Here is a 21745-nt window from a genome sequence, read left to right as displayed (position 1 = left end):
TGCTCGTGGACGACGTCGCGGACGAGGAGTGAGAAGTACATGACAGCCGCCGCACCGCTCCACACCAGCGAGAAGTTCCCCTCGGTCCTCGAACGGATCGACGCACTCGGTGAGTCGATCGAGGCGGACGCGGACGCGGCGGAGGAGCTGGGCAGGCTCACCGACGACACCGCGCGGGCGTTGCTGGCGGCCGGGGTGGTGCGCGCGGGTCTGCCGGAGACGCTGGGCGGTTACGAGTTCTCGCCACGGCAGCTGATCCGGACGGTGGAGCGGCTCAGCTATCACGACGCCTCGGCCGGCTGGACGATGATGGCGTTGCAGATGATGACCGGAACCACCGCGGCCTATCTCGATCCGGTCGCGGTGGCCGAGCTCTTCCCCGATGTCGAGAGTGGCGAGCACGCTCTGCTGTCCGGTCAGGGCACCCGGCCGGGCCGCGCGGTCCCGGTGGACGGTGGCTACCTGGTGAGCGGCAGCTGGCAGTTCGCCTCCGGGATGGCTCTGGCCACGCACATCCACAGCGCGATCCTGGTCGAGGGCACCGGTGAGCCACGGGTGCTGGCGATGCCCAAGTCGCGGGTGCGGCTGGTCGATAACTGGGACGTGCTCGGGCTGCGTGCGACGAGCAGCATCGACTATCACTGCACCGACGTGTTCGTCCCGGAGTCGCACACCTATGTCGCCACCACGATGAGCCCGGTGAACGGTGGTGCGATCTACCGGGTCGGTGTGGTGAACATGTCCGCGATCGTGCACACCGGCTGGGCGCTGGGTGTCGGACGGCGCGTGCTCGACGAACTGAGGCGGTATGCCGCCACCCGGTCCGGCACCTTCGGCTCCGCCGTCGACACCGCGCAGTTCCACGCGGCGTATGCGACCGCCGAGGCCGGGCTGCGTGCGGCCAGGGCGTGGGCGCTGCAGGTGTGGCAGGACAACGAGGAGACCCTGAACGGCGGTGAGGCGCTGAGCACCGAGCAGGAGACGTTGATCCGCCTGGCGCTCAACCACGCGACCTGGACCGCGCACGAGGTGGGGCAGACGGTGCACCGCTGGGCCGCGACGACCGCGATCCGGCGCGGCCCGATCGACCGGTTCCTGAGGGACCTGGCGACCGGGACCCAGCACATCACCTCGGGCCCGGTGGTGCTGCAGAACTGCGGGAAATGGCTCAGCGGTGCACAGCCAGGAGCACACTGGCAGTTCCTCGACCTGGTGCCGTGAGCCCCTACATGTGGTTGCGGGTCGTGCACGTGGACGACGGCATGGTCGCCGGTCACTGAACGCCGACCCGCATCGAGATCATCACCGCCTGAGGGCTGTTCCTCGGCCGAAATCAGCCCTCAGGCGGTGGTGATCATGACAGCCAGGTGGCGATGCGGTCGGCGAGCATCATGGTGGTGATGTTCGGGGGAGCGCTGGGGGCCATCGGCATGATCGAGGCGTCGGCGACGAGCAGGTTGTCGATGCCGTGGACGTGGCCGTGGTTGTCGACGACGGGTCCCATCGCGACGGTGGAGGTGGGGTGGGCGTAGACGTCGAGTTGTTCGAGGATGGCCTGTTCCAGCTCGGTGTCGGTGATGTGGGGTCCGGGGGTGAGTTCGCGGTCGACCAGCGGGGCGAACGCGGCGGTGGTTCCGATGCGTCGGGAGATGCGGACGCCTTCGAGCATGCGTTGTGTGTCGCGTGCCGTGGCGAGCAGGTTCAGCTCGATGACGGGTGCGCCGAGCGGGTTGTGGGGATCGAGGCGTAGGCGTCCTCGGGATTCGGGTTGGGTGACCGAGACGGCCAGGACGATGGCGCCGCCGGTGGGGCTGGCGGTGGGGTCGTAGAGGTGGGTCGCGGAGACGTGCAGGTCGAGGTCGCCGGGGTGTGCGCTCGAGGATGGCGCCCAGAGGATGGCGCCTGAGGCGGGGTGCATGGAGTTGGCGTCGGGGGTGAGGGCGTAGATGTTGTAGTAGAAGGGGTGTTCCTGCAGGCCGTCTCCGACCGGTAGGTCGGCGATCACGGGGATGTCGAGTTGTTGGAGGTGGTCGGCGGGGCCGATGCCGGATCGCATGAGGATGGCCGGGCTGCCGTAGGTGCCGGCTGACAGGACGGTGGTTGTGGCGCGGTGTTCGGTGCCGTCGGCGGCGAGGACGCCCACTGCTTTGTGGTTGTCGATGAGTACTCGGTCGATCTCGGTGTCGGGAACGATGTGCAGGCCGGGTCTGGCGCGTACGGCGTCGTCGAGGAATGCGATGCCGGTGTTGATCCGGCGGCCGGCGATGATGTTCAGCGGGTAGGGGCCGACGCCGTTTTGTTCGACGCCGTTGAAGTCGTCGATGCGGGGGTAGCCGAGTTCGGTGGCGCCGTCGATGAATGCTCGTTGTGAGGGTGTGAGCTCTTCGGGCCTGCGGACTCGGATGGGGAGGGGACCGTGGCGGCCGCGGAGTTCGTCGCTGCCGTCGATGGTGTTCTCGATGGCGCGGAAGGAAGGTAGTACGTCCTGCCAGGTCCAGTCCCGTAGTCCCGCGGCTGTCCATTTGGCGAAGTCGGCGGGGCGGGAGCGGATGGCGACGGCCGCGTTGACCGCTGATGAGCCGCCGAGTGTTTTTCCTCTGGGGGCGGGGATTCGTCGGCCCAGTTGGCCGGTGTCGGAGAAGTAGCCCCAGTTGTGCCCGTCGGGTCCGGTCACGATGTCGGCGTCGGCGAGGTCGGGGGGGTAGAGGTTCGGCCGGTAGGCGTGTCCGGCCTCGATCAGCACCACCGAGCTGCCGTCGGCGCTGAGCCTGTTCGCCAGGACGTTGCCGGCGGAACCGCCGCCGACGATCACGAAGTCGGAATGGGTGCTCGGTGTCCGAGTCATGCGGGTCTCTTTCGTGTCGAGGAGCGCGGCGCTTCGCCGTCGCGCGGGACAGGGGAGCGCTGACCGGGCGGGCTGCCGCGCTGCGTGACCCATGAGGGGCTTCGTCTTGATACATGACTATCAAGATGAGTGTCAACCGATAGTGATTGACCGCTGTCTCGATCACTGGCTGTTAAGCTGCTGTTCAAGCGCCTCGGGGGATCTTGGCGCTCCCTTGATCTGGTGGCGGTTGCGTTTTGTATTGGTCCTAATCCATGTCTAGTCTCGGTGGTCACGCCTCGCAGAGCTTCGTGTTGCGTCGCAGATGCTGCAGTGTCTGCGACGCGACACGAGACTCTGCGAAGTCGCCCGCCGCTGGTCGCCGCCCGAAGCGCGGGCTAGGCGGCTGAGATCGTCTCGCGGTGCGGGTCGACCTCGGGAACCCACCAGTCGCCGCTGGGGGCGCGCGGCCACCGGCGGCTCACGCCGAAGGCGCGCAACGCCTCGACGACGCGGTGCACGTCCGGCCGGTCGTCGTCGGCGCGATGCAGGAGCGACCAGGTCCACAGCGGAGTGGGTGCGGCGATGGGGCGCCTACCGAGGCCCGGTGGCGCCGACCCCGCGTGACGTTTGGGTGAGGCGAGCACAGGGGAACCGATCCGGCGTACGTGCCGGTAGAACGCCTGACCGGCGATCCCGCCGTCGCTGACCGTCACGCGGCGAGCGCCGGTCGCCGCGACGAACTGCTCGGCGAACAGGTTCCATGACGACCATGCGGACTCGTCGTCGTCCACGAGCACGGTCACCTCGGCTGCCCGCAGGGGCTCGAACGAGCTCACCCCGGGGTGGACGGCGTGCAGAGGCTCTGCTCGTAGTAGATGGGCGGAGAGAGCACGGTCGGTGACGCCCTCGGCCGTGACCCAGGCCAGAGCGAGGTCGAGGCTGCCGTCGCTCACCCGGTCCGCCTGAGTGTGTGAGGGCAGTACCCAGTCGTCGACGTGCAGCGACGCTGCCGGGGTCAGCACGGCGTCGAGGTTCTCCGGCAACCAGCTGACGTAGCCGATGCGCAGCGGACTCGACTCGCCTCCCTGACTGCGTGCTCGCTGCATGGCGCTCCCGGCGAGCGCGAGCAGCTGCCGGGCGTCCTCCTGCAGCGACCTTCCCGCCGCGGTGAGCTCGACGGTCCGACGATCACGGATGAACAGCGGTACGCCCAGCTCGCGTTCGAGCGCGATGATCTGCTGTGACAGGGCCGGCCCGGAGATGTGGAGCCGCTCCGCGGCGCGACCGAAGTGCAGCTCCCGCGCGACGGCGACGAAGTAGCGCAACTGCCGAAGTTCCACCCGCCCAGCCTACGACCGGTCCCGGGCCGCGCCGCCCGGCCACGAGCGGCCGGGCAGCGCCGGCGCCGGAACCGGATGTGGCCCGGTCAGGACCGGAAGAACTCCAGGAGATCGGTGTTGATCGTGTCGGCCTGCGTCGTCGGCATCCCGTGCGGGAAGCCCGGGTAGGTCTTCAGCGTCCCGTTCTCCAACAGCTTCGCCGACAGTGGGGCGGAGTCGGCGTAGGGCACGATCTGGTCGTCGTCGCCGTGCATGACCAGGACGGGGACGGTGATCTTCGTGAGGTCGTCGGTGAAGTCGGTCTGGGAGAAGGCGACGATGCCGTCGTAGTGGGCCTTCGCTCCGCCCTCCATGCCCTGGCGCCACCAGTTGCGGATGATCGCCTCGGAGCGTTCGGCGCCGGGCCGGTTGAAGCCGTAGAACGGGCCGGAGGCGAGGGAGAGGTAGAACGCCGAGCGGTTCGCCGCGAGCTGCGCCTGAAGGTCGTCGAACACGCTCTTCGGGAGACCGTCCGGGTTGCCCTGCGTCTGCACCATCAGCGGAGGGATCGCGCTGAGGATCGCCGCCTTGGCGACGCGGGACTCACCGTGCCGGGCGAGGTAGTGCACGACCTCGCCACCGCCGGTGGAGTGCCCGACGTGGATGGCGTCGTGCAGGTCGAGGTGCGCGGTCACAGCGGCGAGGTCGTCCGCGTAGTGGTCCATGTCGTGACCGTCACCGACCTGGGTCGATCGACCGTGGCCTCGGCGGTCATGGGCGATGACTCGGTAGCCGTGCCGCAGGAAGAACAGCATCTGGGTGTCCCAGTCGTCCGAGGACAGCGGCCAGCCGTGGCTGAACACGATCGGCTGGCCCGATCCCCAGTCCTTGTAGAAGATGTCGACGCCGTCGTCGGTGGTGATCATCGGCATGGGTGTGGTCTCCGTTCGCTCAGGACTTAGATGGCAAGCCTCGACCACCGCCGTGCACCTGGCGATGCATGATCGGCTCGCTTATCGTCGAAATCGGATCAGCGGGTCGCTGAGGCGGGTGATCGGAAGGTGACTACCCCATGGAGACACCAGGCATGGTCGAAGTCGGCGCATGGACGGCCTGAGCCGCCTGGTCCGAATGGCACGCCTCGAGGGTGAGGTCGACGTGCGCTGCCTGATAGCCGGTCGGTTCACCCTGGAGAACGGCGCTGCCGGTCCGGGCAGAGTTCCGTTCCACCTCGTGCTCGAAGGACACTGCACGCTGACCGCCGGTGCCACGTCGACCGAGATGGGGCCCGGCGACATGGCGCTGCTCCCGCACGGCGACGCGCACCAGGTGACCGCGAAGGCCGGACCGTGGTGTCCGGTCGCCGACGAACCGGGCACGGCGTTCACCACGCGGCGGACGATCGGCGGGAAACCCGATCTCGACCTGTTCTGCGGCCACTACCACTTCCGGCACCCGGGAACGGGCTCACTGCTGTTCACCCTGATGCCACCGCTGGTGCAGGTGCCGTTGGACGCGGGCGCGCTGGCCCTCGCGGACATCCTGCGTGACGAAACCCGCTTCGACGGTCCGGGCACGGGCGCCATCGTGGCCGCCTTGTTCGACGCGTTGCTCACGATGGCGCTGCGCAGCCGTCCCGAACGGCGGCTGGACACCCCCGCGCTGTGGACGGCCATGGGCGATGACCTGCTGGGCCGCGCGATCGCCGGCATCGTCGACCGGCCAGGAGAAGCCTGGACCATCGACCGGCTGGCCGCCGCGGCGCGAATGTCACGTGCGACGTTCGTGCGCCGGTTCGCGGCTCGGACGGGAACGACCCCGGCGTCGCTTCTGACGGCGGTTCGCATGATGATCGCCGCCGATCTGCTGGCCAGCACGGAGCACTCCGTCACCCGGATCGCGAAGGACGTGGGTTACCGATCCCCGTCGGCCTTCGGCCGCGCATTTCACGAAGCGCTCGGCACGACGCCGAACTCGTATCGGAAGGCGGCCGGCCTACGCCGTCAGGGTGGGTAGCGCACCGTGATGTCGCCGCCGGAGCGGACGGTGACGTGGTGGTCGGCGCCCGGGTCCGACGGGACGGTCAGGTCGCGCCCGCCCGTCGGGTAGGCGTCGGTCTCGACGTCGTAAGCCGCGCCGCGGGGAACCTCCACCGTCACCGGGCCGGGTCCGCCGGTGACCGTCAGGACCTGCGGTGGCGCCGCCAGGCGCAGCTCGATCCGTCCGTCGGAACTGACGGTGATGGTCCCGCCGTCGATCCCGGTTCCCAGGACGTCTCCGGTCGCACTGGTCGCGGTGACCGACCCGCCGACGCCGTCCAGAGTGATGCGGCCGGTCCGGGTGGAGACCTCCGTCGTCCGCAGCGGGCCGTGCACGTCGATCGGCGCCGTCGTGGTGCGGGCGCGCAGGATGGTCGTGACCGGCAGCGCGATCGTGTAGTTCGCCGCACAGGGGTGCGCGGACCCGGCCGGGGGCGCGCAGCCCACGGCAGAGTGCCGCGTGTCGCCGCCCTCCCAGAACCGGGAGTAGTACGGCCCGACCCAGTCCTCGGCGAGGACGGGGCGAGCGCCGCGCCAGCGCAGGGCGAGCGTGACCTCGAGCCGGTCCGGTCGGCCGGCGCGGGCGGTGATTCCACCGTCCGGGTCGAGCGGGTTGTCCACGTCGATCTCCCGGACCGGGCGGTTCCAGCTCTGGTGCAGCTTGTCGGCGCCCTCCACGGGCGGGGCCGGGGGCACCGGGACGGCGGACAGCGGTGGTGCGATCGGGCCTGCCCCGGTGGTCTGCGCCACGTCGTCGGGCCGAGGGCTCCATTCGTGGGTGTCCCACAGGACCGGCGGCCAGATCCCAGCTGCTCGGCAGTGCCGGTCCGGCACGACGACCGGCACCGTCGTGCCGACCGTGTGGGTCATCTCCGGGGGCGTGTCGGTGATCGTCGCGCGCCCCTGGACGACGTGCGTGACGGTCACCGGTACCGGGTGTGCCCTGCCACCGAGCGGGGTGCCGCCGGGGCCCGGTCCGGGCAGCCACACGGTGGCCGGCCCGGGCACCTCGGCCGGGAGGGGGCGTAGCGAGTCGAGCGGGATCGTCTCTCCCTTGCCGATCGCGTTCGTCCGCAGCGTCACCCGTGCCGAGGTCCCCGGAACGAAGGTCCTCGCCAGGTCGTCGCGCGGCCACACGCTGATCGTCACCGGCACCACGCCGCCGGCCGGGGGCCCGGACGCGGTGACGATGGCGGTGATCCCGGGCGGGGGTACGGACCGGGTCACCGCGGTGACCTGGTCCCCGGGGCGGGGCGCGACCCGCTCGTCGACCCGCGCGACCAGGTGCAGGGGATCGGGGGCGACGGCGTCGACGTCGACCGGGTCGAACATGCCGCTGGTGGCCGTCATCCCGCCGAGGCAACGGCCGGTGAAGTCGTAGACCCGCCCCAGCCCGAGCAGCCCACAGCCGACGAGGACGAGCCCGCCGGCGACGATGGCCACCCGCACACCACGACCCATCACGGAAGGCTACGACGCGGACCGCGGCGCCTGAAGTGTTCACCGCGTGCACGGTGCTGTTCACCGCGTGCGGCACGGGGGCACGAACCACGTATCGAGTCCATTGTGAGTCCCGTGGACGGTCCCCAAATAGACACCGAGATCGATGTCGGCGAGGCATTCCTTGGGCACGAGCGGGTAGAGGGCGTCGCTGCCGGGTTCGCTGTCCGAGGACGTCATCAGCACACGTGGCGGCCGTGGCAGCGGCGCCAGCCGACGGCACAGGCTCGCGCCGTCCTCGTCGGGGAGGTGGCGGTCGACGAGCACGGCATCGGGCCGCGTCCGCTCGACCAACCGCGCCCCGGACCTCTCGTCGGCCGCCTCACCGACGACCTGGTAGCCGCGGGTGGTCAGCAGGAGCACGGCGACACGGCGGAACCCCTCATCGTCATCGATCACCGCGACACGTGGTGGCATACGACGACTGTGGCCGCCGGCGGCGTCGGAGACCATGTGGCCAGCCCCAGGATCCGGGCAGCGGTGCCGAACGGTTCCGCGCGTATGCCCGGTGGCGCGCAGTGAGGCCGGCGATGGGTCCCGATGGCGCGCGGGACGTCATGGTCGAGGTGAACGACCTGATATCGGTGATCTTGGACAGCACCCCGCAGCCCGTGTGGGTCGTCGGGCCGGACGGCGCCGTGCTCTACACGAACCCGGCCGCGTTGCGCGTACTCGGCTACACCGCTCGGAACGCAGGCGCAACGCGACCGCGTCGCCGACGGCCTCGACCGTCATGTCCGCCTGTTCGAGCAGCCGCACGATGCCCTCGCGGATCAACGCCTGATCCTCGGCTACCAGAACGCGCATGGCAGCAGCCTATGGGCCACCAGAGGACGGTGTAGGGCCAACCCCACAGCGGCGCCGCGCGGATCCTGGTGTGCGCTCGATGGGCTGAGCAGGGGGAAACCGCGACGCTCGAGTCATCCCGAAACGGAACAGAGAGCGAATGTTCTCATCTCCGCAGTCGCCTCGGAACGACCATTCCGGGGCCGATCCGAAAGGCACCACGATGACCACGCAGATCCCTGACGCGGCGACCGACCCTCGCATCGACGCGAACATCCGTCCCTTCCTGGCCGAGCTCAACTCCGACCCCGCCCCGTTCTGGCTACTGCCCGGCGAGCAGGTGCGCGCGACGCTGGCCGGCCTGCAGGCCACCACGCCGCGCGACCTCGGCGGAGTCACCGTCGAGCAGAAGGACATCGAGGTCGACGGCGTATCGGTCACCGTCTACATCCAACGTCCCGAGCACACGAGCGGCACCCTGCCGGTCATCCTCTTCCTGCACGGCGGTGTGTGGATCGCCGGTGACTTCAACAACCACCAGGGGCTGACCCGCGACCTCGTCGTGGCCACCGGGTTCGCCTGCGTCTTCGTCGAGTACACACCGATCCCCGACGCGCTCTACCCCACCCAGCTGCGGCAGTCCTTCGCCGCACTGAAATGGATCGCCCGCGAGGGCACGGCGAACGGGCTCGACGCCGCTCACCTGGCCGTGGCCGGCAACAGCGTGGGCGGTGACCTGAGCGCGGCCCTGTCGCTGTATGCCAAGGACAACGCCGGTCCGGACGTTCCCGAGATCAAGGTGCAGCTGCTGCTGTTCCCCGCCCTGGACTCGAGTACCGACACCCAGTCCTACTCCGACTTCGCCGAGGGACGCTTCCTGGCCAGGGACTTCATGAAGTTCGGCTGGGACACCTACACCCCCACCGAGCAGACCCGCAACGACATCTACGCCGCACCGCTCAAGGCGACCCTCGAGCAGCTGCGGGGTGCGCCGCCGGCCGTCATCATGACCGCCGAGAACGACCCGCTGCGCGACGAGGGCAACGCCTACGGCCGCAAGCTGGCCGAAGCGGGCGTCGAGGTCACCACGGTCGAGTACATCGGACTCATCCACGACTGGATGCTGCTCAACCCGATCCAGCACGTGCCCGGCGTCCAGGCCTCCTTCCGCCACGCCGCCGCCGACCTCAAGCACTACCTGACCTGACCCTGCCGGCACGACCGCCCCGTACCCGTTGCCGGGTACGGGGCGGTCCTGTCCGGTCACGCCACGACTTTGTCGAAGACCTCGTTGAAGGCCTCTGTGGTGCTGGGATGGGTATAGATGGAGTCGCGGAGTTCGGTGGCGGTTATGTCGTGGCGCATCGCGAGTGCGACCGTGTTGATGACCTCCTGAGCGTCGATGCTCAGCAGCGCCGCGCCGAGGACGAGGTCGGTGTCGGCGTCCACGATGAACTTCATCACGCCGCGGGTCTCCTCGACGGTGTAGGCGCGGGGCATGGCGACGATGTCGGCGACCTTCTCCCGCGACACCGTGATGGCCAGCCCTTCGGCGCGGGCCTGGCGTTCGGTGAGCCCGACCGTGGCGAGCGGGGGAGTGATGAACAGGGTGTGGGGGACGGCCCGGCGGTCGGTCGTGGCGCGCGTGCCCTCGCCGATGAGCTGGTCCAGCACGATCCTGGCATCGTCGAGGGAGATGTAGGTGAACTGCTCCCCGCCGTTGACGTCGCCGAGGGCGTAGATGTGAGGCTGGCTGGTGCGCAGGTGTTCGTCGACCTCGATCGCGCCGTTGGCGGCGGTCCTGACACCGGCGGCGTCGAGCCTGAGCCCGGCGGTCACCGCACGACGACCCGTCGCGGGCAGCAGCGCGCTGGCTTCGACGGTGCTGGTCCGCCCGTCCTGCTCGTAGACGATCGTGGAGACGGCGCCGTCGTCCCGGACCTCGGTGACGTGTGCGCCGGTGATGATGTGGACCCCGTCGCCGGTGAGGATCTCGGTGACGCTCGCGGCGATGTCGTCGTCCTCCCGGGGCAGGAGCCGGTCGGTGGCCTCGAGGATGGTGACGTGCGTGCCGAAACGCCGGTAGATGTCGGCGAACTCCAGACCGAGGTAGCCGCCACCGAGGACGACGAGGCGTTCGGGCAGGTTGCTCGTCGTGATGAGGTCGGTGCTGGTCACCAGATGAGGGCTGGCCGCGAGACCGGGGATGGCGGGCACGACCGGCTCGGAGCCGGTGTTGATCAGGATTGTGGGTGCGGTGACGGTGATGCGGTCCTCTCCTTCGCCCACGGCGATCGTGCGCGGGTCCAGGAAGACGGCCGTGCCGGTGATGACGGTCGCCGTGTCCTTGCCATCGAGTGAGTCGAAGTTGCCCGCCCTGAAGGCGGCGGTGAGGGCGCGGACCTCGGCGGTCGACCGGGCGAAGAATCCCTGTGCGTCGTCGGCCGCACGACGGGTACCCGCGAAGTGGACGAGCATCTTGGTCGGGACACAGCCGACGTTCGGGCAGGTGCCGCCGTACATGTTCGCGGACCGTTCGACCAGCACCACACGCTGACCGGCGTCGGTCAGCACGTGCGCCGCGGTCTTGCCCCCCTTCCCGAATCCGACGACCAGGACGTCCGCGGTGAGAGCTGTGGTGTCTTCCATACTGCGAGTCTGTGCGATCCTGGTTGATGCAACCAGGCCTGTCAGTCTCACTTTTCAGCCTGAGAGTCGCATGATGGATTCGGTCAGTCGGCTACTGCGCATGGCGCGGCTCAGTGCCCAGCTGGACAAACGCTGCCTACTCGGCGGTGCCACCCGGATGGAGGTCAGCGCGTACGGGGAGTTCGAGGCGGCCTTCCACGTACTGCTGGAGGGCGAATGCCGGCTGCAGGTCGGAAGCACCGTGCTGTACCTGGAAGCCGGGGACGTCGTGGTGATCCCGAGTGGGGCACCACACCGGGTGATCACACCCGGTCCGGGCCCTGGCAGGGGAACGGCGGAGACGGCCGGCGAGGTGTTCGTCACGACCCGGAGCGACGGCGACGACACGGCCCCGGTCATCGACCTGTTCTGTGGCCGCTACCGGTTCGACAGCGGCGCCGGCGCGGTGCTCTTCCGGAGTCTCCCGGACCCGGTGCACGTCTCATTCGGAGCGTCGCCCGAGAGCGACGAGGTGCTGCGGATGCTCAGCGCCCTGATGCGGCTCGAGGCGCAGCGCGAAGGAGCGGGAACGGCGGCGATCCTCGCGTCGCTGTGCACGGTGCTGCTGGCCATGGTGCTGCGGACGTCCGCGGGGCGGGCCACATCGAACATCGTGTGGACCGCGGCCGCCGACCGATCCGTCGCCGAAGCTGTCGAGGCGATACTGAACGACCCCGGGGCCGACTGGACGATCGAGGTTCTCAGCCGTGCGGCCGCGATGTCACGCGCCACCTTCCAGCGGCGGTTCAGCAGAGAGACCGGGATGACCGTGGGCGGGTTCCTGGCCAAGGCGCGGTTGATGGCAGCCACGGAACTGCTCGGCTCGAGCGACGCGACCGTCGCCGACATCGCCGGCCGAGTCGGCTATCACTCCGAGTCGGCATTCTCCCGCGCGTTCCGCGCCGAGATCGGCACCACGCCCGCGCGGTTCCGCAGGGACCAGTCGCAGCGTCACCGGACAGGTCCCTAGCGCGCCCCCAGCGCCGACAACGACTGCCAGGTGGGCCAGTCGACGGTCCAGATCCAGATGTCACCGTCGCGGGAGGACAACGGTATCGACGAGCCGGTGACCTCCACCGGGTCGCCGTAGAGCGCCGAGTCGTAGTAGGCCTTCGCGTCCTCGGTGGACAGGTTGACGCACCCGTGGCTGACGTTGGCGGAGCCCTGCACCCCGGTGGTCTCGGGATTCGCGTGGATGAACTCGCCGTTGTTGCTCATCCGCACAGCCCACTTCTCCATGACGTCGTAGTGGTACTGCTGGTTCGTCATCCGCTTGTCGGTGAACTTCTCGGTGATCACGTGGATGCCGGAGTGGGTGTTGCGGTCCGGGTCGGACTCCTTGCCGTAGCTGGCGTCGTAGCGAGCGACCTCAGCACCGTCGCGGACCACCACCAGCTGGTGGCTCCGGATGTCGGCCTTGGTGACCTGAGAGCGCCCGATCGTGAAACGGGTGTCGGTGTCGGCGTCGGCGAACGACCCGTTGCCGAGGTCGACGCCGTAGAGCTTGCCGGTCACGGTCACCGTGGTGCCGGGCGCCCAGTACTGCCGGGGACGCCAGAAGGCCCGGGACCCGCCGTTGTCGTCCTGCAGCCAACCCCAGCTGCCCTCGGTGGGCACCGAGGTGGCCACTGTCAGGGCCCGTTCGGCGGCGGCCCGGTCGGCGACGTGCCCGTCGAACTGCAGCAGGACCGGACCGGCCACCCCGACCGTGCTCCCGGCCGCGATGTTGAGCTTCGGGTGCAGCAGTTCGCGAGGATGCAGAGTGCTCAGCTTCCCGGTGACCGGCGCGGTCCGGTCCTCGCTGTCGACGGCAGTTCCGCTCCAGGTGTAGGTGGTGCCGAAGGCCAGCGCGGCGGAGGGCGTCCAGCGCAGACGATCGGGGGAGAGCTCACCCGGCACGCGTTTCCCGTCCGCCGAGGTCAGCGCGACGTCCCGCAGCTGCCCTCCGGTCACGGACACGCCGACGGGGGAACCGGGGCTCACCGGTGGGGAACTCGGCTCCGGCTGGACGGTCACCCGTACCTGGGCGGGCCCCGGCGCGGGCCGGCCGTCGATGCTTCCGCAGCCAGCGGTCATGAGCGCCAGTACCACCGCGAGCAGCATCGTCCCGAACCGAACTCGCGCCGCGGTCGTACCGCTTCTCGTCATGCCGGTAGGACTACCCACAAACTTCACTTCTGTACCTCGACGGGCGTGTACCTCGACGGGCGTGTACCTCGACGGGCGGGGCGCCGGCTCAGACGAACGCGCTCATACCGGTGATCGCCCGGCCGACGATGAGCTGGTTGATCTCCCGGGTTCCTTCGTAGGAGTAGAGCGCCTCGGCGTCGGCGAAGTACCGGGCGACGTTGTGCTCGAGCAGGATGCCGTTGCCGCCCAGCACCTCCCTGGCGAGTGCGACGGTCTCACGCATCCGGCTGGTGACGACCGACTTGGCGAGCGCGGAATGCTCGTCGGCGTTGATGCCCTGGTCCTGCAGCTGGGACAGTCGCACGACGAGCGCGAGTGACGACGTGATGTTGCCCAGCATGGTGGCCAGGTGATCCTGCACGAGCTGAAACTTTGCGATCGGCCTGCCGAACTGTTCACGCTGCGTGGCATATGCGAGAGCGTGCTCGTAGGCGCCCATCATGCAGCCGACCGAACCCCACGCCACGCCGCCGCGAGTGAGCCGCAGGACGTCGCTCGTGTCGCGGAACGAGCGTGCGTTCGCCAGCCGGTTGTCGTCGCCGACCACGCAGTCGGTGAGGACGATGTCGGCGTTCTGCACCGAACGCAGCGCGATCTTGCCCTCGATCTTGGTCGGGACGAACCCGGGTGTGTCCTTCTCCACCACGAAGCCCTTGACGTGGTGGTCGTCCTCGTCCCGGGCCCAGACGACGATCAGGTCGGCGAAGGTGCCGTTGCCGATCCATTTCTTCTCGCCGTTGAGTACCCAGTGATCGCCGTCGCGGCGAGCTGTGGTCTCCAGACCGCCGGACACGTCGGAGCCGCCGTGCGGCTCGGTGAGCGCGAACGCCCCGATCTTGTCCAAACGTGCCATCGGCGGCAGCCACCGTTCCCGCTGCTCGGCGCTGCCGCACCGGTCGATGCTGCCCATCGCCAAGCCGGCGTGCACGCCCCAGAACGTGTTGACCGACGGGTCGGCCCGGCACAGCTCCATCGACACGAACCCGTTGAGCAGCCTGCTGCCCCGGTGCTCGGCGAGCCCGTCGTACATCAGACCCGCGATGTCGAGCTTGCGAAACCCGTCGATGAGCGGGAACGGGAACTCCGCACGGGCCCAGTACTCGTTGGCGATGGGCGCCACCTCGTCGCGCAGGAAGTCCCGGACACGCGCGACGATGCCCTGCTCGGTCGGCGACAGGAGCGTCTCGAAGCCGAGGAAGTCCCCGGTCAGTGTCGGTAACCGCTGGTCGTCGTCGGACGGGAAGATGTCTGCGGGGGACGGGGCGGTTGTCATCGGCTCTCCTCGGTCCGGGGGACGCCGGCAGCACCGCTGAGCGTCATCCTGGTGATGGTGTCGTCGTCGTATCCGAGCTCGCGCAACAGCTCGGCCGTGTGCTGGCCCAGCGTCGGGGTGTGGCTGCGAACGGTCGGTGGTGTGGCGGAGAAGCGCAGCGGGTTGGCAACGACCCGGTAGGACCCTTCGGTCGGGTGCTCGGCAATCGACAGCAGACCGCTCTCGGTGAAGTAGGGGTCCTCCGCGACGTGGTCGAGGTCGAGTACGGGCGCGAACGGGATGCTGTGCTCGGCGCAGATCGTGCCCCACTCCTCGGTGGTGCGGGTGGGGGAGAGCTGCTCGATGAGGTCGTAGAGGTCGCGGTGGTGCCGTGAAAGCTGCGCGGGGTCGGCGAAGCGCTCGTCCCGCGCCAGTTCAGGTTTGCCGACGGCGGTGAAGAAGTCGCGGATGTTGCGCGGGTTGTACGGCAGGATGCACGCCCAGCCGTCCGCGGTGCGCACGGCGCGGTGGCCCGCGGCCAACGAACGGGGGAAGCCGATCGGCCCTCTCGGCGGCTCGAAGGTCTGACCGGCCAGGTGCTCGACCAAGTTGAACGCCAGCATCGTGTCGGTCATCGGAACCTCGACGTGCTGCCCGGTGCCGGTGGCACGCTGGTGGATCACCGCGGCGAGCACGGAGTACACGATCGTCAGCGCGCACACCTTGTCCGCCAGGATCGTGGGAACGTAGGTGGGCTGCCCGGTGGCCCGGCGCATCAGGTCCGCCAGCCCTGACCCGGACTGCACGATCTCGTCGTAGGCGGCCCGATCGGCGCGGTCGGAGTCGCCACGGAACCCTTGCGCGCTGCAGTAGACGAGACGGGGATTGCGGGCGGACAGCGACTCGTAGTCGAGGCCCAGCCGTCGCAGCCCGCCGGGACGGGTGTTGGTGATCAGGACGTCGGCGCCGTCCACCAGCTTCAGGAACGCGTCCCGACCATCCTCGGACTTGAGGTCCAACGCGACGCTGCGCTTGTTGCGGTTCACGTTGAGCGCCAGCGCGCCCATACCCTGATGCCGTTGTGGCTGGGAGTGGCGTGTCATGTCGCCGGTGGGCGGCTCGACCTTGACCACGTCGGCACCCAGGTCGCCGAGGATCTGTGCGGCGTACGGGCCCATCACCACCGCCGCCATGTCGATCACTCGAATGCCGTGCAGCGCACCTGGGGCCTCCACCACGTCTCTCCCTGCCTGTTGCACGCATGTCTGTTGCACGCATGTCTGTTGCACGCATGTCTGCTGGACGCATGTCTGTTGGACAAGTTCCCGTGCACGGGCTACCCCGGGGCGGCGATCTCACGCGACCCGTCCGGGGGATGTTGGCCACAGCTCCATGGAGATCGCGTTCCTCACCGAAGATCGCGCGAGGAGAACGGGATGGGAGGGAGATCCCGGTTTCCGCTGGTTGCGCGGTCGAGACACCTGCCGGGCTGACGGTCCCGGCGGTGTCAGCGTTCAGGGTCGTCCGGTGGAGGTCGGGGTGGTGGTGGCGAGTCGGGATCGGTTCGTGGGCGGGGTGCGATGGTGGGTGGGTCGATGGGCTCGCCTTGGGTGCGGTAGGTCTGGCGTAGTGGGCTGGTCCAGATGAACTGTCCTGGTCGGGGTTGCCTGAGCTTCCACCAGCCTCGCGTCTTGTAGCCGTGGTGCTGCGAGCACACCGGGCCGGTGTTGCTGTCGGTGGTGTCGCCGCCGGCGGCGTGGTCGTGAGTGTGGTCGATGTCGCAGTCGGCCGCGGCTCGTCGGCATCCCACCCCGACGCAGTACCGGTCGCGTAACTGCAGGTGACGGTTGAGTCCGGTGGGCGCGTAGCGCCGATCACGCTGGCGGTTGAGCCGCGCCAGGGACTGTGTGCGGGGCCCGAACTGGGCGGCGATGTCGGCGATCACCCCTGCCCACTGACCGCAGGTGGCCGGGTCGGCGGCAAGGGTGGCCAGACGATCGGCCGAGATGTGTAGCTCGATGATTCCGCCCCGGCTGGTGCCGCCGGGGCTGGTGGGGCGGCGGCGGGTCAACCCGCCGTAGATCAGGCGGCCTTCGGTGTCCGTGACCGCGAAACGCCACTCCCCGCCACGTTGCTGGCGAGCCACCTGTGTCCTCGCGTCAGCGGCGAGTACCGGGCCGAGGCCGGGGGTCTCGCCGGGTCGTTCGTCCAGGCCCAGGAGCATGGTCAGGCCTACCCGTAGCTCGATCCCGGTCCGCGTGCCTTCCCCGGCGGCGGTCGAGCCCGCGAGGAACAGTTCGAAGATCTGCTGGTCGGTGTAGGGCTGCAACGATCCGTCGAGCAAACCCAGGTAGAGGTCGGCCTTGAGCCGGGCTTTCGGTGAGGGGTGCCCGGCCCGGCGGATACGGTCAGCCAGACGAGACAGCCTGCGATCGGCCGCGGCGGCCTCACAGGTCGGTAGGCCGCTGCCGGTGAGGGTGACGGTGCCGTCCTCGGCCAGGTAGGCCACGACCCGCCGGTCCCGTAACGCCTGCTGATGCCGGCGGGCGGCCCAGTCGGGGTCGATCTCGATCGCCAGCCGCTGTAACCGGGCGCGCAGCTGCCCGGTGGTCCAGTCCGCGGCGGGCTCGACGGTCTGCGCGCAGATCGCGGCACGCTGAGGTTCGGTCAGACCGGCGAGGACATCGGCGAACACCCACGCTTTGGCCCGGTCCACGGCACCGTCGTACATCGCCGCATGGACCCACGGCAGATCGCACACCACCACCAGAGCGAAGTTCAACTCACGAACAGCGCTCGAGGAGGTCAACCTCAACGCGGCGGCGATCTCGCTGGCCGCCCATTCATTGACCTGCGCCGACCTCACCCAGCCCGGCTGGGCACGCGCGGTCTCCACCAGCAGCGCCAGATGACGAGCTTCCTGATGGCAGCGTTGCCGGTACTCCGCCCGCAACACCACAACCAGCTGCTCGCCGCACACTTCGGCGGGCTGGATCGACGCCAGCGCGGCAGCAAGCCCGGGACCGGGCGGACACTCCGCCAGCTCCGTGACCTGCACCGATAACCTCATGACTAGAACATACATTCGACCACCGACAAAACCGGAAACCCGAACGGACCAGCCGGTGAGGCTGCGATCACACCAGCCCGACGGCTCACCGCTCGGTGCACTCGCGACACTGGTGGCATGACGTCCGAGTTGGTCCCCGCCCGCAGTGCCGAGTCGACCATTCCTGAGTCGACCGATGTCCTCGTGGTCGGTGCCGGGCCGGCTGGTTCAGCGGCGGCGGCCTGGGCCGCCCGGGCCGGGCTCGACGTACTGATGGCCGACGCGGCGACGTTCCCCCGCGACAAGGCCTGCGGTGACGGTCTCACTCCCCGTGCGATCGCCGAGCTCGACCGGCTCGGGCTCGCCGACTGGGTGCGCAAGCAGGGCACGAACCAGGGTCTTCGCGCGGCCGGCTTCGGGCAGGAGCTTCTGCTGCCCTGGCCGGGTGGCTCGTTGCCGGGGAACGGCGGTGCCGTAGCGCGGTTGGAGCTCGATGCGCGTATCCGCGAGGTGGCGCTCGAAGCCGGCGCCGTCCCGTTCGAGGGCGCCCGCGCGGTGGACGTCGTGCGCGACGGGGAGCGGGTCACCGGTGTGGTCTTCCGGGTGGGTGACGGGGACGCCGGCACGACCACCACGGTCCGGTGCTCGCGCCTGGTCGTCGCCGACGGTGCCCGCTCCACGCTCGGGCGGGTGCTCGGACGTGAGTGGCACCGCGACACCGCGTTCGGTGTCGCGGCGCGCGGCTACATCCGTTCCGGCCGCAGCGACGACCCGTGGATCAGCTCCCATCTCGAGCTGCGCGGTCCCGAGGACGAGGTGCTCGCGGGGTACGGCTGGGTCTTCCCGCTCAACAACGGCGAGGTCAACATCGGGGTCGGCACGCTCGCCACCGAGAAGCGGCCCGCCGGTGTCCGCCTGCGCGGGCTCATCGAGCACTACGCCAACGCCCGCCGCGACGACTGGCAGCTCGAGGGTCCGGTGAGTTCCCATGCGTCGGCTCTGCTGCCGATGGGCGGGGCGGTGTCCGGTGTCGCGGGCGCCAACTGGGCCCTCATCGGTGACGCCGCCGGCTGTGTGAACCCGCTCAACGGCGAAGGCATCGACTACGGGCTGGAGACCGGCCGTCTGGTCGCCGAGCTGATCGTGCAGGAGCGTGACCTCGCCGTGGCCTGGCCCGCGACCCTGCGCACCCATTACGGCCAGGCGTTCTCCATCGCGCGCAGGATCGCCGGGCTGTTCACCCTGCCTCATCTGCTGCCGCTGGCCGGACCGATCGGTATGCGCTCGCACGCCCTGATGACAGTGGCTCTGCGGCTCATGGGCAACCTCGTCACCGAAGCCGACACCGATCTCGTCGCCCGCGCCTGGCGGGCCGCGGGGAGACTGTCGTTGCGTTTCGACGCACGTCCGCCCTTCCCGGCGGCCGACCTGCGGCCCGGAGCGGGAGTCACGCTCAGCGGGTAGTCGCCGGGTCTCCCGCTCAGGATCACCCGACCGCTGATTCATCGTCTTTCCAGGATTGTCGGTTCCAACGGCTTTCCAGTCGCGTAGCGATCTGTTCGTGTGGCGCAGCAGTGTCCGGCCGGGCTGCCTGAGCCGAAGTGAGGGTCCGCTGAGATCGGCGAGAATGGTGGCGGCCTCGACGCCGATGATCGGCGTCGAGGCCTTTGTCGTATTCGGTGGGACACGGGTAACGGATGAGTGGGCGGGTGGTGCCGGAGCCGGCTCGGCTTCTCCGGATCGTGGCGGCACCGGGGCCTGCAGGACTTGCCGTACGGCGTGTGTCGTCGACGGCGAGACTCCCGCCTTCCGGGCGATGGCGCGGATCGAGGCCGTGGGGTTCTCCCTGCACCAGCTGCCGCACCCGCTCGTGACGCGCCGAGTTCGCCACAGGGCGGTGCCGACCGCCCGTGCCGATTCTGGTCGCCGGCTGCTCACTGTGGACACCTGAACGCGCGCGTACCTTGGCGACGATGCCCACCGAGATTCCGGTGGCGGTGGCGATCATGCGATCCGACCCGGTGAGGGCGGGACCCGACGATCCGACGTGCCGCCGCCGTTCGCTCGGTGTGGACACACGGCTACCGGCGAACTGCGGCGGCGTCACGCCGCGCGCACTGGTCGAGTCAGCATTGTGGGGGTGCGGGCTGTCCGAGGAACACGGCTTCGCCGACCTCGAGATTTCGGTCGAACATCACGACCCGCTCACCTGCCGCGAATCGCGGTGATGAGCTGCATGGTCAACGGTCCGGGAGAGGCGAGGGGAAGTACACCTCGGTGTGCCCTCCGGCAACGGCGAGGGACAGATCGTCGTCAAGGGCGAAGTCGTCGAGACGGTGGCGGAGCCGAAGATCGTCGAAGCGCTGGTCGACCACGCCGGAAGACTCATCGAGAGTGGCAGCTGAACGACGGCCCAGGTGTGTGGGATCCCTGGTCACTTGGTCACCCATCGAGCAAAGTGCGATGGAATCATCAGTAGTAGCAATGCATAGTATCCGAGATTGGGCCACAGGACGGCTACGACGAAAGCGATCGCGAGCACGGAAGTGCTGGCCAACGAGTTGATCATCCATCGATCCGAGATGGCGGAAGAACTGGACGCTGTTTCAGGATTCAGACGCACGATCATGGTGAGAGCGCATTGGCATGCGGTGCTGGCGAGGATCGTTCCCACATAGAACAGCACGGAGAATCGGTCGTTACTGTAGGCGCCGGCGATCTCCGTCGGAAAAGGCAGGATGACGATCGTCAGAACCCAGCAGAAATTCATCACGACGAGCGGGCCGTTGTATGCCCGGACCTGCTCGAACAACCGGTGATGCTCGAACCACAGCTTGGCGATCACGATGAAGCTCAACAGGAAGCTGAAAATCTTCCACTGGTTGTGCGTGATCGCCTCGATCGCGGGGCGCTGCTCGGTGACCAGCTCGGGTACGAGCTCGGACAAGGGGAGCACCAGCAAGGTCAGGGCAATCGCCACGGCCGCATCGGTGAAGAAGACTATTCGCTCAGGTGAGCGGTCTGACTCAATGGTGCCCGCGGAGTGCGGTGTATCGGACGGGTGTTCGCGGAACGGGCCTGTCACCTGTGTTCTCCAGAAATCTCGACCCCCACACCGGGCCATCGAGGAAGCGAAACCAGCTTTGCGTGAGTTTATGGGTGGTCGTGTCGTGTCCGCTGTCCTGGCTCGCCGCACGTTGGTCTCCTATCGGTAGGTGGGCGGGTGGAAGGGCATGGTCGGTGCGAGCAGGGTGAGCAGGCCGAGGACGACGGGTAGGAGGATCAGCAGGTAGAGGAATGTGTAGCCGACGATGTCGCGGGCTTTGAGCGAGAGCACGCCCGGGAGGGGCAGCATCCAGAAAGGGTTGATCAGGTTGGGGAGAGCCTCGGCGGCGTTGTAGATCTGCACTGACCAGCCGAGGTTGACGCCTATGTCGGTGGCGGATTGCATGACATAGGGTGCCTCGATGATCCATTTTCCGTCGCCGGAGGGAATGAGGAAGCCCAAGATGATCGAATAACCACCGATGAGCAGCGGGAACAGTCCGGGGAGCTGATGCTGGTGAAAGCGGAGGCGAGATAGTTCGCCAGGGAGTGACCGTCGTGGTTGACGGCTTTGGTCATGATGGCCGCAATGCCCGCGTAGAACGGGAACTGGATCAACACACCATCGATGGCGGGCACTGCCTGGGTGACGGCGGCCAGGAAGTGGCGGGGGCGCCAGTGCAGTAGCAAGCCGAGTGTGAGGAACAGCAGGTTGTCGGTGTTGAGACCGGAGATGGCGACGATCGGGTCCTGGTCGGCGAACTGTTGAACGGCCCAGCTGCCGGTGAGTGCGACCACGACCAGGGTGAGTAACGGACTGTATTCGAGCCATTCGCCGGGGCGAGTCGCGGAGAAGAACGCGACGATGACGCACGTGGCCACGATGACACCGGCGAGCAGCGTGGATTGCCGGTTCGGCGCCGCCGTTCGATCACTGCGCTCCCGGGAAGCCCCCGTTCCGGCGCTCTCGGCACTTTCACGCCGCGTCCCTCGCTGACGACCCTGATCATGAAACCAGCCACACCAGCTCATCCGCGAATCCGAGCGTGG

At 68.8% G+C, this 21745-nt stretch carries 19 protein-coding genes and 1 pseudogene; 8 read left to right on the top strand and 12 right to left on the bottom strand.

Translation table 11 applies throughout. The features are described from left to right. Nucleotides 1-39 precede the first annotated feature (39 nt). Nucleotides 40-1221, top strand: a complete 1182-nt coding sequence (locus tag G406_RS0102735) for an acyl-CoA dehydrogenase family protein (protein WP_028932610.1) — start codon at nt 40-42, stop codon at nt 1219-1221. 133 nt (nt 1222-1354) lie between these two features. Here the strand turns inward: G406_RS0102735 and G406_RS0102730 are convergent, their stop codons facing one another. From G406_RS0102730 to G406_RS0102720, 3 genes are all read right to left on the bottom strand, one after another. Beyond that, complete coding sequence (locus G406_RS0102730) at nt 1355-2845, bottom strand: GMC family oxidoreductase (protein ID WP_028932609.1); 1491 nt, start codon at nt 2843-2845, stop codon at nt 1355-1357. A gap of 377 nt (nt 2846-3222) precedes the next feature. Next, nucleotides 3223-4167 carry a LysR family transcriptional regulator gene (locus G406_RS0102725; RefSeq protein ID WP_028932608.1) on the bottom strand — a complete coding sequence of 315 codons (945 nt, stop codon included), beginning with the start codon at nt 4165-4167 and terminating at the stop codon, nt 3223-3225. A gap of 86 nt (nt 4168-4253) precedes the next feature. After that, nucleotides 4254-5078 carry an alpha/beta fold hydrolase gene (locus G406_RS0102720; protein ID WP_028932607.1) on the bottom strand — a complete coding sequence of 275 codons (825 nt, stop codon included), beginning with the start codon at nt 5076-5078 and terminating at the stop codon, nt 4254-4256. 172 nt (nt 5079-5250) lie between these two features. Between G406_RS0102720 and G406_RS0102715 the strand changes: the two genes are divergently transcribed. Next, the gene (locus tag G406_RS0102715) at nt 5251-6162 is read left to right on the top strand and encodes a cupin domain-containing protein (RefSeq protein WP_028932606.1); all 912 of its coding nucleotides are present in this window, start codon (nt 5251-5253) and stop codon (nt 6160-6162) included. On the opposite strand, the gene G406_RS0102710 is transcribed toward G406_RS0102715, so the two are convergent. Beyond that, nucleotides 6150-7646 carry a hypothetical protein gene (locus tag G406_RS0102710; protein ID WP_156934640.1) on the bottom strand — a complete coding sequence of 499 codons (1497 nt, stop codon included), beginning with the start codon at nt 7644-7646 and terminating at the stop codon, nt 6150-6152. The two genes, G406_RS0102715 and G406_RS0102710, sit on opposite strands and share 13 nt — an antisense overlap. A gap of 60 nt (nt 7647-7706) precedes the next feature. Next, nucleotides 7707-8102 (bottom strand): response regulator, encoded by a 396-nt coding sequence (locus G406_RS53570; protein ID WP_169736572.1) that lies wholly within the window; start codon nt 8100-8102, stop codon nt 7707-7709. Between the two features lie 113 nt (nt 8103-8215). Between G406_RS53570 and G406_RS59630 the strand changes: the two genes are divergently transcribed. Together G406_RS59630 and G406_RS0102700 are read left to right on the top strand one after the other, a co-directional pair. Further along, nucleotides 8216-8527: a PAS domain-containing protein gene (locus G406_RS59630; protein ID WP_156934639.1), complete on the top strand. Its 312-nt coding sequence runs from the start codon at nt 8216-8218 to the stop codon at nt 8525-8527. 167 nt (nt 8528-8694) lie between these two features. After that, nucleotides 8695-9678 (top strand): alpha/beta hydrolase, encoded by a 984-nt coding sequence (locus tag G406_RS0102700; protein WP_028932604.1) that lies wholly within the window; start codon nt 8695-8697, stop codon nt 9676-9678. 56 nt (nt 9679-9734) lie between these two features. Here G406_RS0102700 and G406_RS0102695 read toward each other — a convergent pair whose 3' ends face one another. Continuing rightward, complete coding sequence (locus tag G406_RS0102695; RefSeq protein WP_028932603.1) at nt 9735-11120, bottom strand: FAD-dependent oxidoreductase; 1386 nt, start codon at nt 11118-11120, stop codon at nt 9735-9737. A 73-nt stretch (nt 11121-11193) separates the two neighbouring features. Between G406_RS0102695 and G406_RS0102690 the strand changes: the two genes are divergently transcribed. Next, nucleotides 11194-12129: an AraC family transcriptional regulator gene (locus G406_RS0102690; protein ID WP_028932602.1), complete on the top strand. Its 936-nt coding sequence runs from the start codon at nt 11194-11196 to the stop codon at nt 12127-12129. Here G406_RS0102690 and G406_RS0102685 read toward each other — a convergent pair. The 4 genes from G406_RS0102685 to G406_RS0102670 all read right to left on the bottom strand — a co-directional run bounded on the left by G406_RS0102685 (nt 12126) and on the right by G406_RS0102670 (nt 17671). Next, entirely contained in the window at nt 12126-13307 is a 1182-nt protein-coding gene (locus G406_RS0102685; protein ID WP_028932601.1) for a L,D-transpeptidase, read from the bottom strand. The genes G406_RS0102690 and G406_RS0102685 overlap by 4 nt on opposite strands. A gap of 88 nt (nt 13308-13395) precedes the next feature. Continuing rightward, nucleotides 13396-14559: an acyl-CoA dehydrogenase family protein gene (locus G406_RS0102680; RefSeq protein WP_028932600.1), complete on the bottom strand. Its 1164-nt coding sequence runs from the start codon at nt 14557-14559 to the stop codon at nt 13396-13398. Nucleotides 14560-14618: 59 nt separating this feature from the next. Next, nucleotides 14619-15839, bottom strand: a complete 1221-nt coding sequence (locus tag G406_RS44240; RefSeq protein ID WP_281172375.1) for a CaiB/BaiF CoA transferase family protein — start codon at nt 15837-15839, stop codon at nt 14619-14621. Nucleotides 15840-16108: 269 nt separating this feature from the next. After that, on the bottom strand, nt 16109-17671 hold the full coding sequence (locus tag G406_RS0102670; RefSeq protein ID WP_169736570.1) for an HNH endonuclease signature motif containing protein: 1563 nt from the start codon (nt 17669-17671) through the stop codon (nt 16109-16111). Between the two features lie 117 nt (nt 17672-17788). Between G406_RS0102670 and G406_RS0102665 the strand changes: the two genes are divergently transcribed. The 3 genes from G406_RS0102665 (at nt 17789) to G406_RS59620 (ending at nt 20055) form a co-directional block, all read left to right on the top strand. After that, the gene (locus G406_RS0102665; protein WP_051341361.1) at nt 17789-19114 is read left to right on the top strand and encodes a geranylgeranyl reductase family protein; all 1326 of its coding nucleotides are present in this window, start codon (nt 17789-17791) and stop codon (nt 19112-19114) included. 509 nt (nt 19115-19623) lie between these two features. Then, nucleotides 19624-19878, top strand: coding sequence for a hypothetical protein (locus G406_RS59625; protein WP_037074688.1), 255 nt, complete (start codon nt 19624-19626; stop codon nt 19876-19878). Nucleotides 19879-19929: 51 nt separating this feature from the next. After that, nucleotides 19930-20055, top strand: coding sequence for a hypothetical protein (locus G406_RS59620; protein ID WP_425414557.1), 126 nt, complete (start codon nt 19930-19932; stop codon nt 20053-20055). A 29-nt stretch (nt 20056-20084) separates the two neighbouring features. Here the strand turns inward: G406_RS59620 and G406_RS0102650 are convergent, their stop codons facing one another. Together G406_RS0102650 and G406_RS55405 are read right to left on the bottom strand one after the other, a co-directional pair. After that, the gene (locus tag G406_RS0102650) at nt 20085-20735 is read right to left on the bottom strand and encodes a TMEM175 family protein (protein WP_245606984.1); all 651 of its coding nucleotides are present in this window, start codon (nt 20733-20735) and stop codon (nt 20085-20087) included. A 120-nt stretch (nt 20736-20855) separates the two neighbouring features. Continuing rightward, nucleotides 20856-21727: pseudogene (locus tag G406_RS55405) on the bottom strand (TIGR00366 family protein). Nucleotides 21728-21745: the final 18 nt, after the last annotated feature.

The sequence above is a fragment of the Actinospineispora spinosispora DSM 44797 genome, from assembly GCF_000429025.1.
Taxonomy (GTDB): domain Bacteria; phylum Actinomycetota; class Actinomycetes; order Mycobacteriales; family Pseudonocardiaceae; genus Pseudonocardia; species Pseudonocardia spinosispora.
This window is presented reverse-complemented; position numbering and strand designations above follow the sequence as displayed.

Coding starts and splice junctions, on each gene's coding strand:
- G406_RS0102735 (WP_028932610.1), top strand. CDS start 40: ATGACAGCCGCCGCACCGCTCCACACCAGCGAGAAGTTCCCCTCGGTC.
- G406_RS0102730 (WP_028932609.1), bottom strand. CDS start 2,845: ATGACTCGGACACCGAGCACCCATTCCGACTTCGTGATCGTCGGCGGC.
- G406_RS0102720 (WP_028932607.1), bottom strand. CDS start 5,078: ATGCCGATGATCACCACCGACGACGGCGTCGACATCTTCTACAAGGAC.
- G406_RS0102715 (WP_028932606.1), top strand. CDS start 5,251: ATGGACGGCCTGAGCCGCCTGGTCCGAATGGCACGCCTCGAGGGTGAG.
- G406_RS0102710 (WP_156934640.1), bottom strand. CDS start 7,646: ATGGGTCGTGGTGTGCGGGTGGCCATCGTCGCCGGCGGGCTCGTCCTC.
- G406_RS53570 (WP_169736572.1), bottom strand. CDS start 8,102: ATGCCACCACGTGTCGCGGTGATCGATGACGATGAGGGGTTCCGCCGT.
- G406_RS59630 (WP_156934639.1), top strand. CDS start 8,216: ATGGGTCCCGATGGCGCGCGGGACGTCATGGTCGAGGTGAACGACCTG.
- G406_RS0102700 (WP_028932604.1), top strand. CDS start 8,695: ATGACCACGCAGATCCCTGACGCGGCGACCGACCCTCGCATCGACGCG.
- G406_RS0102695 (WP_028932603.1), bottom strand. CDS start 11,120: ATGGAAGACACCACAGCTCTCACCGCGGACGTCCTGGTCGTCGGATTC.
- G406_RS0102690 (WP_028932602.1), top strand. CDS start 11,194: ATGGATTCGGTCAGTCGGCTACTGCGCATGGCGCGGCTCAGTGCCCAG.
- G406_RS0102685 (WP_028932601.1), bottom strand. CDS start 13,307: ATGACGAGAAGCGGTACGACCGCGGCGCGAGTTCGGTTCGGGACGATG.
- G406_RS0102670 (WP_169736570.1), bottom strand. CDS start 17,671: ATGAGGTTATCGGTGCAGGTCACGGAGCTGGCGGAGTGTCCGCCCGGT.
- G406_RS0102665 (WP_051341361.1), top strand. CDS start 17,789: ATGACGTCCGAGTTGGTCCCCGCCCGCAGTGCCGAGTCGACCATTCCT.
- G406_RS59625 (WP_037074688.1), top strand. CDS start 19,624: ATGCCCACCGAGATTCCGGTGGCGGTGGCGATCATGCGATCCGACCCG.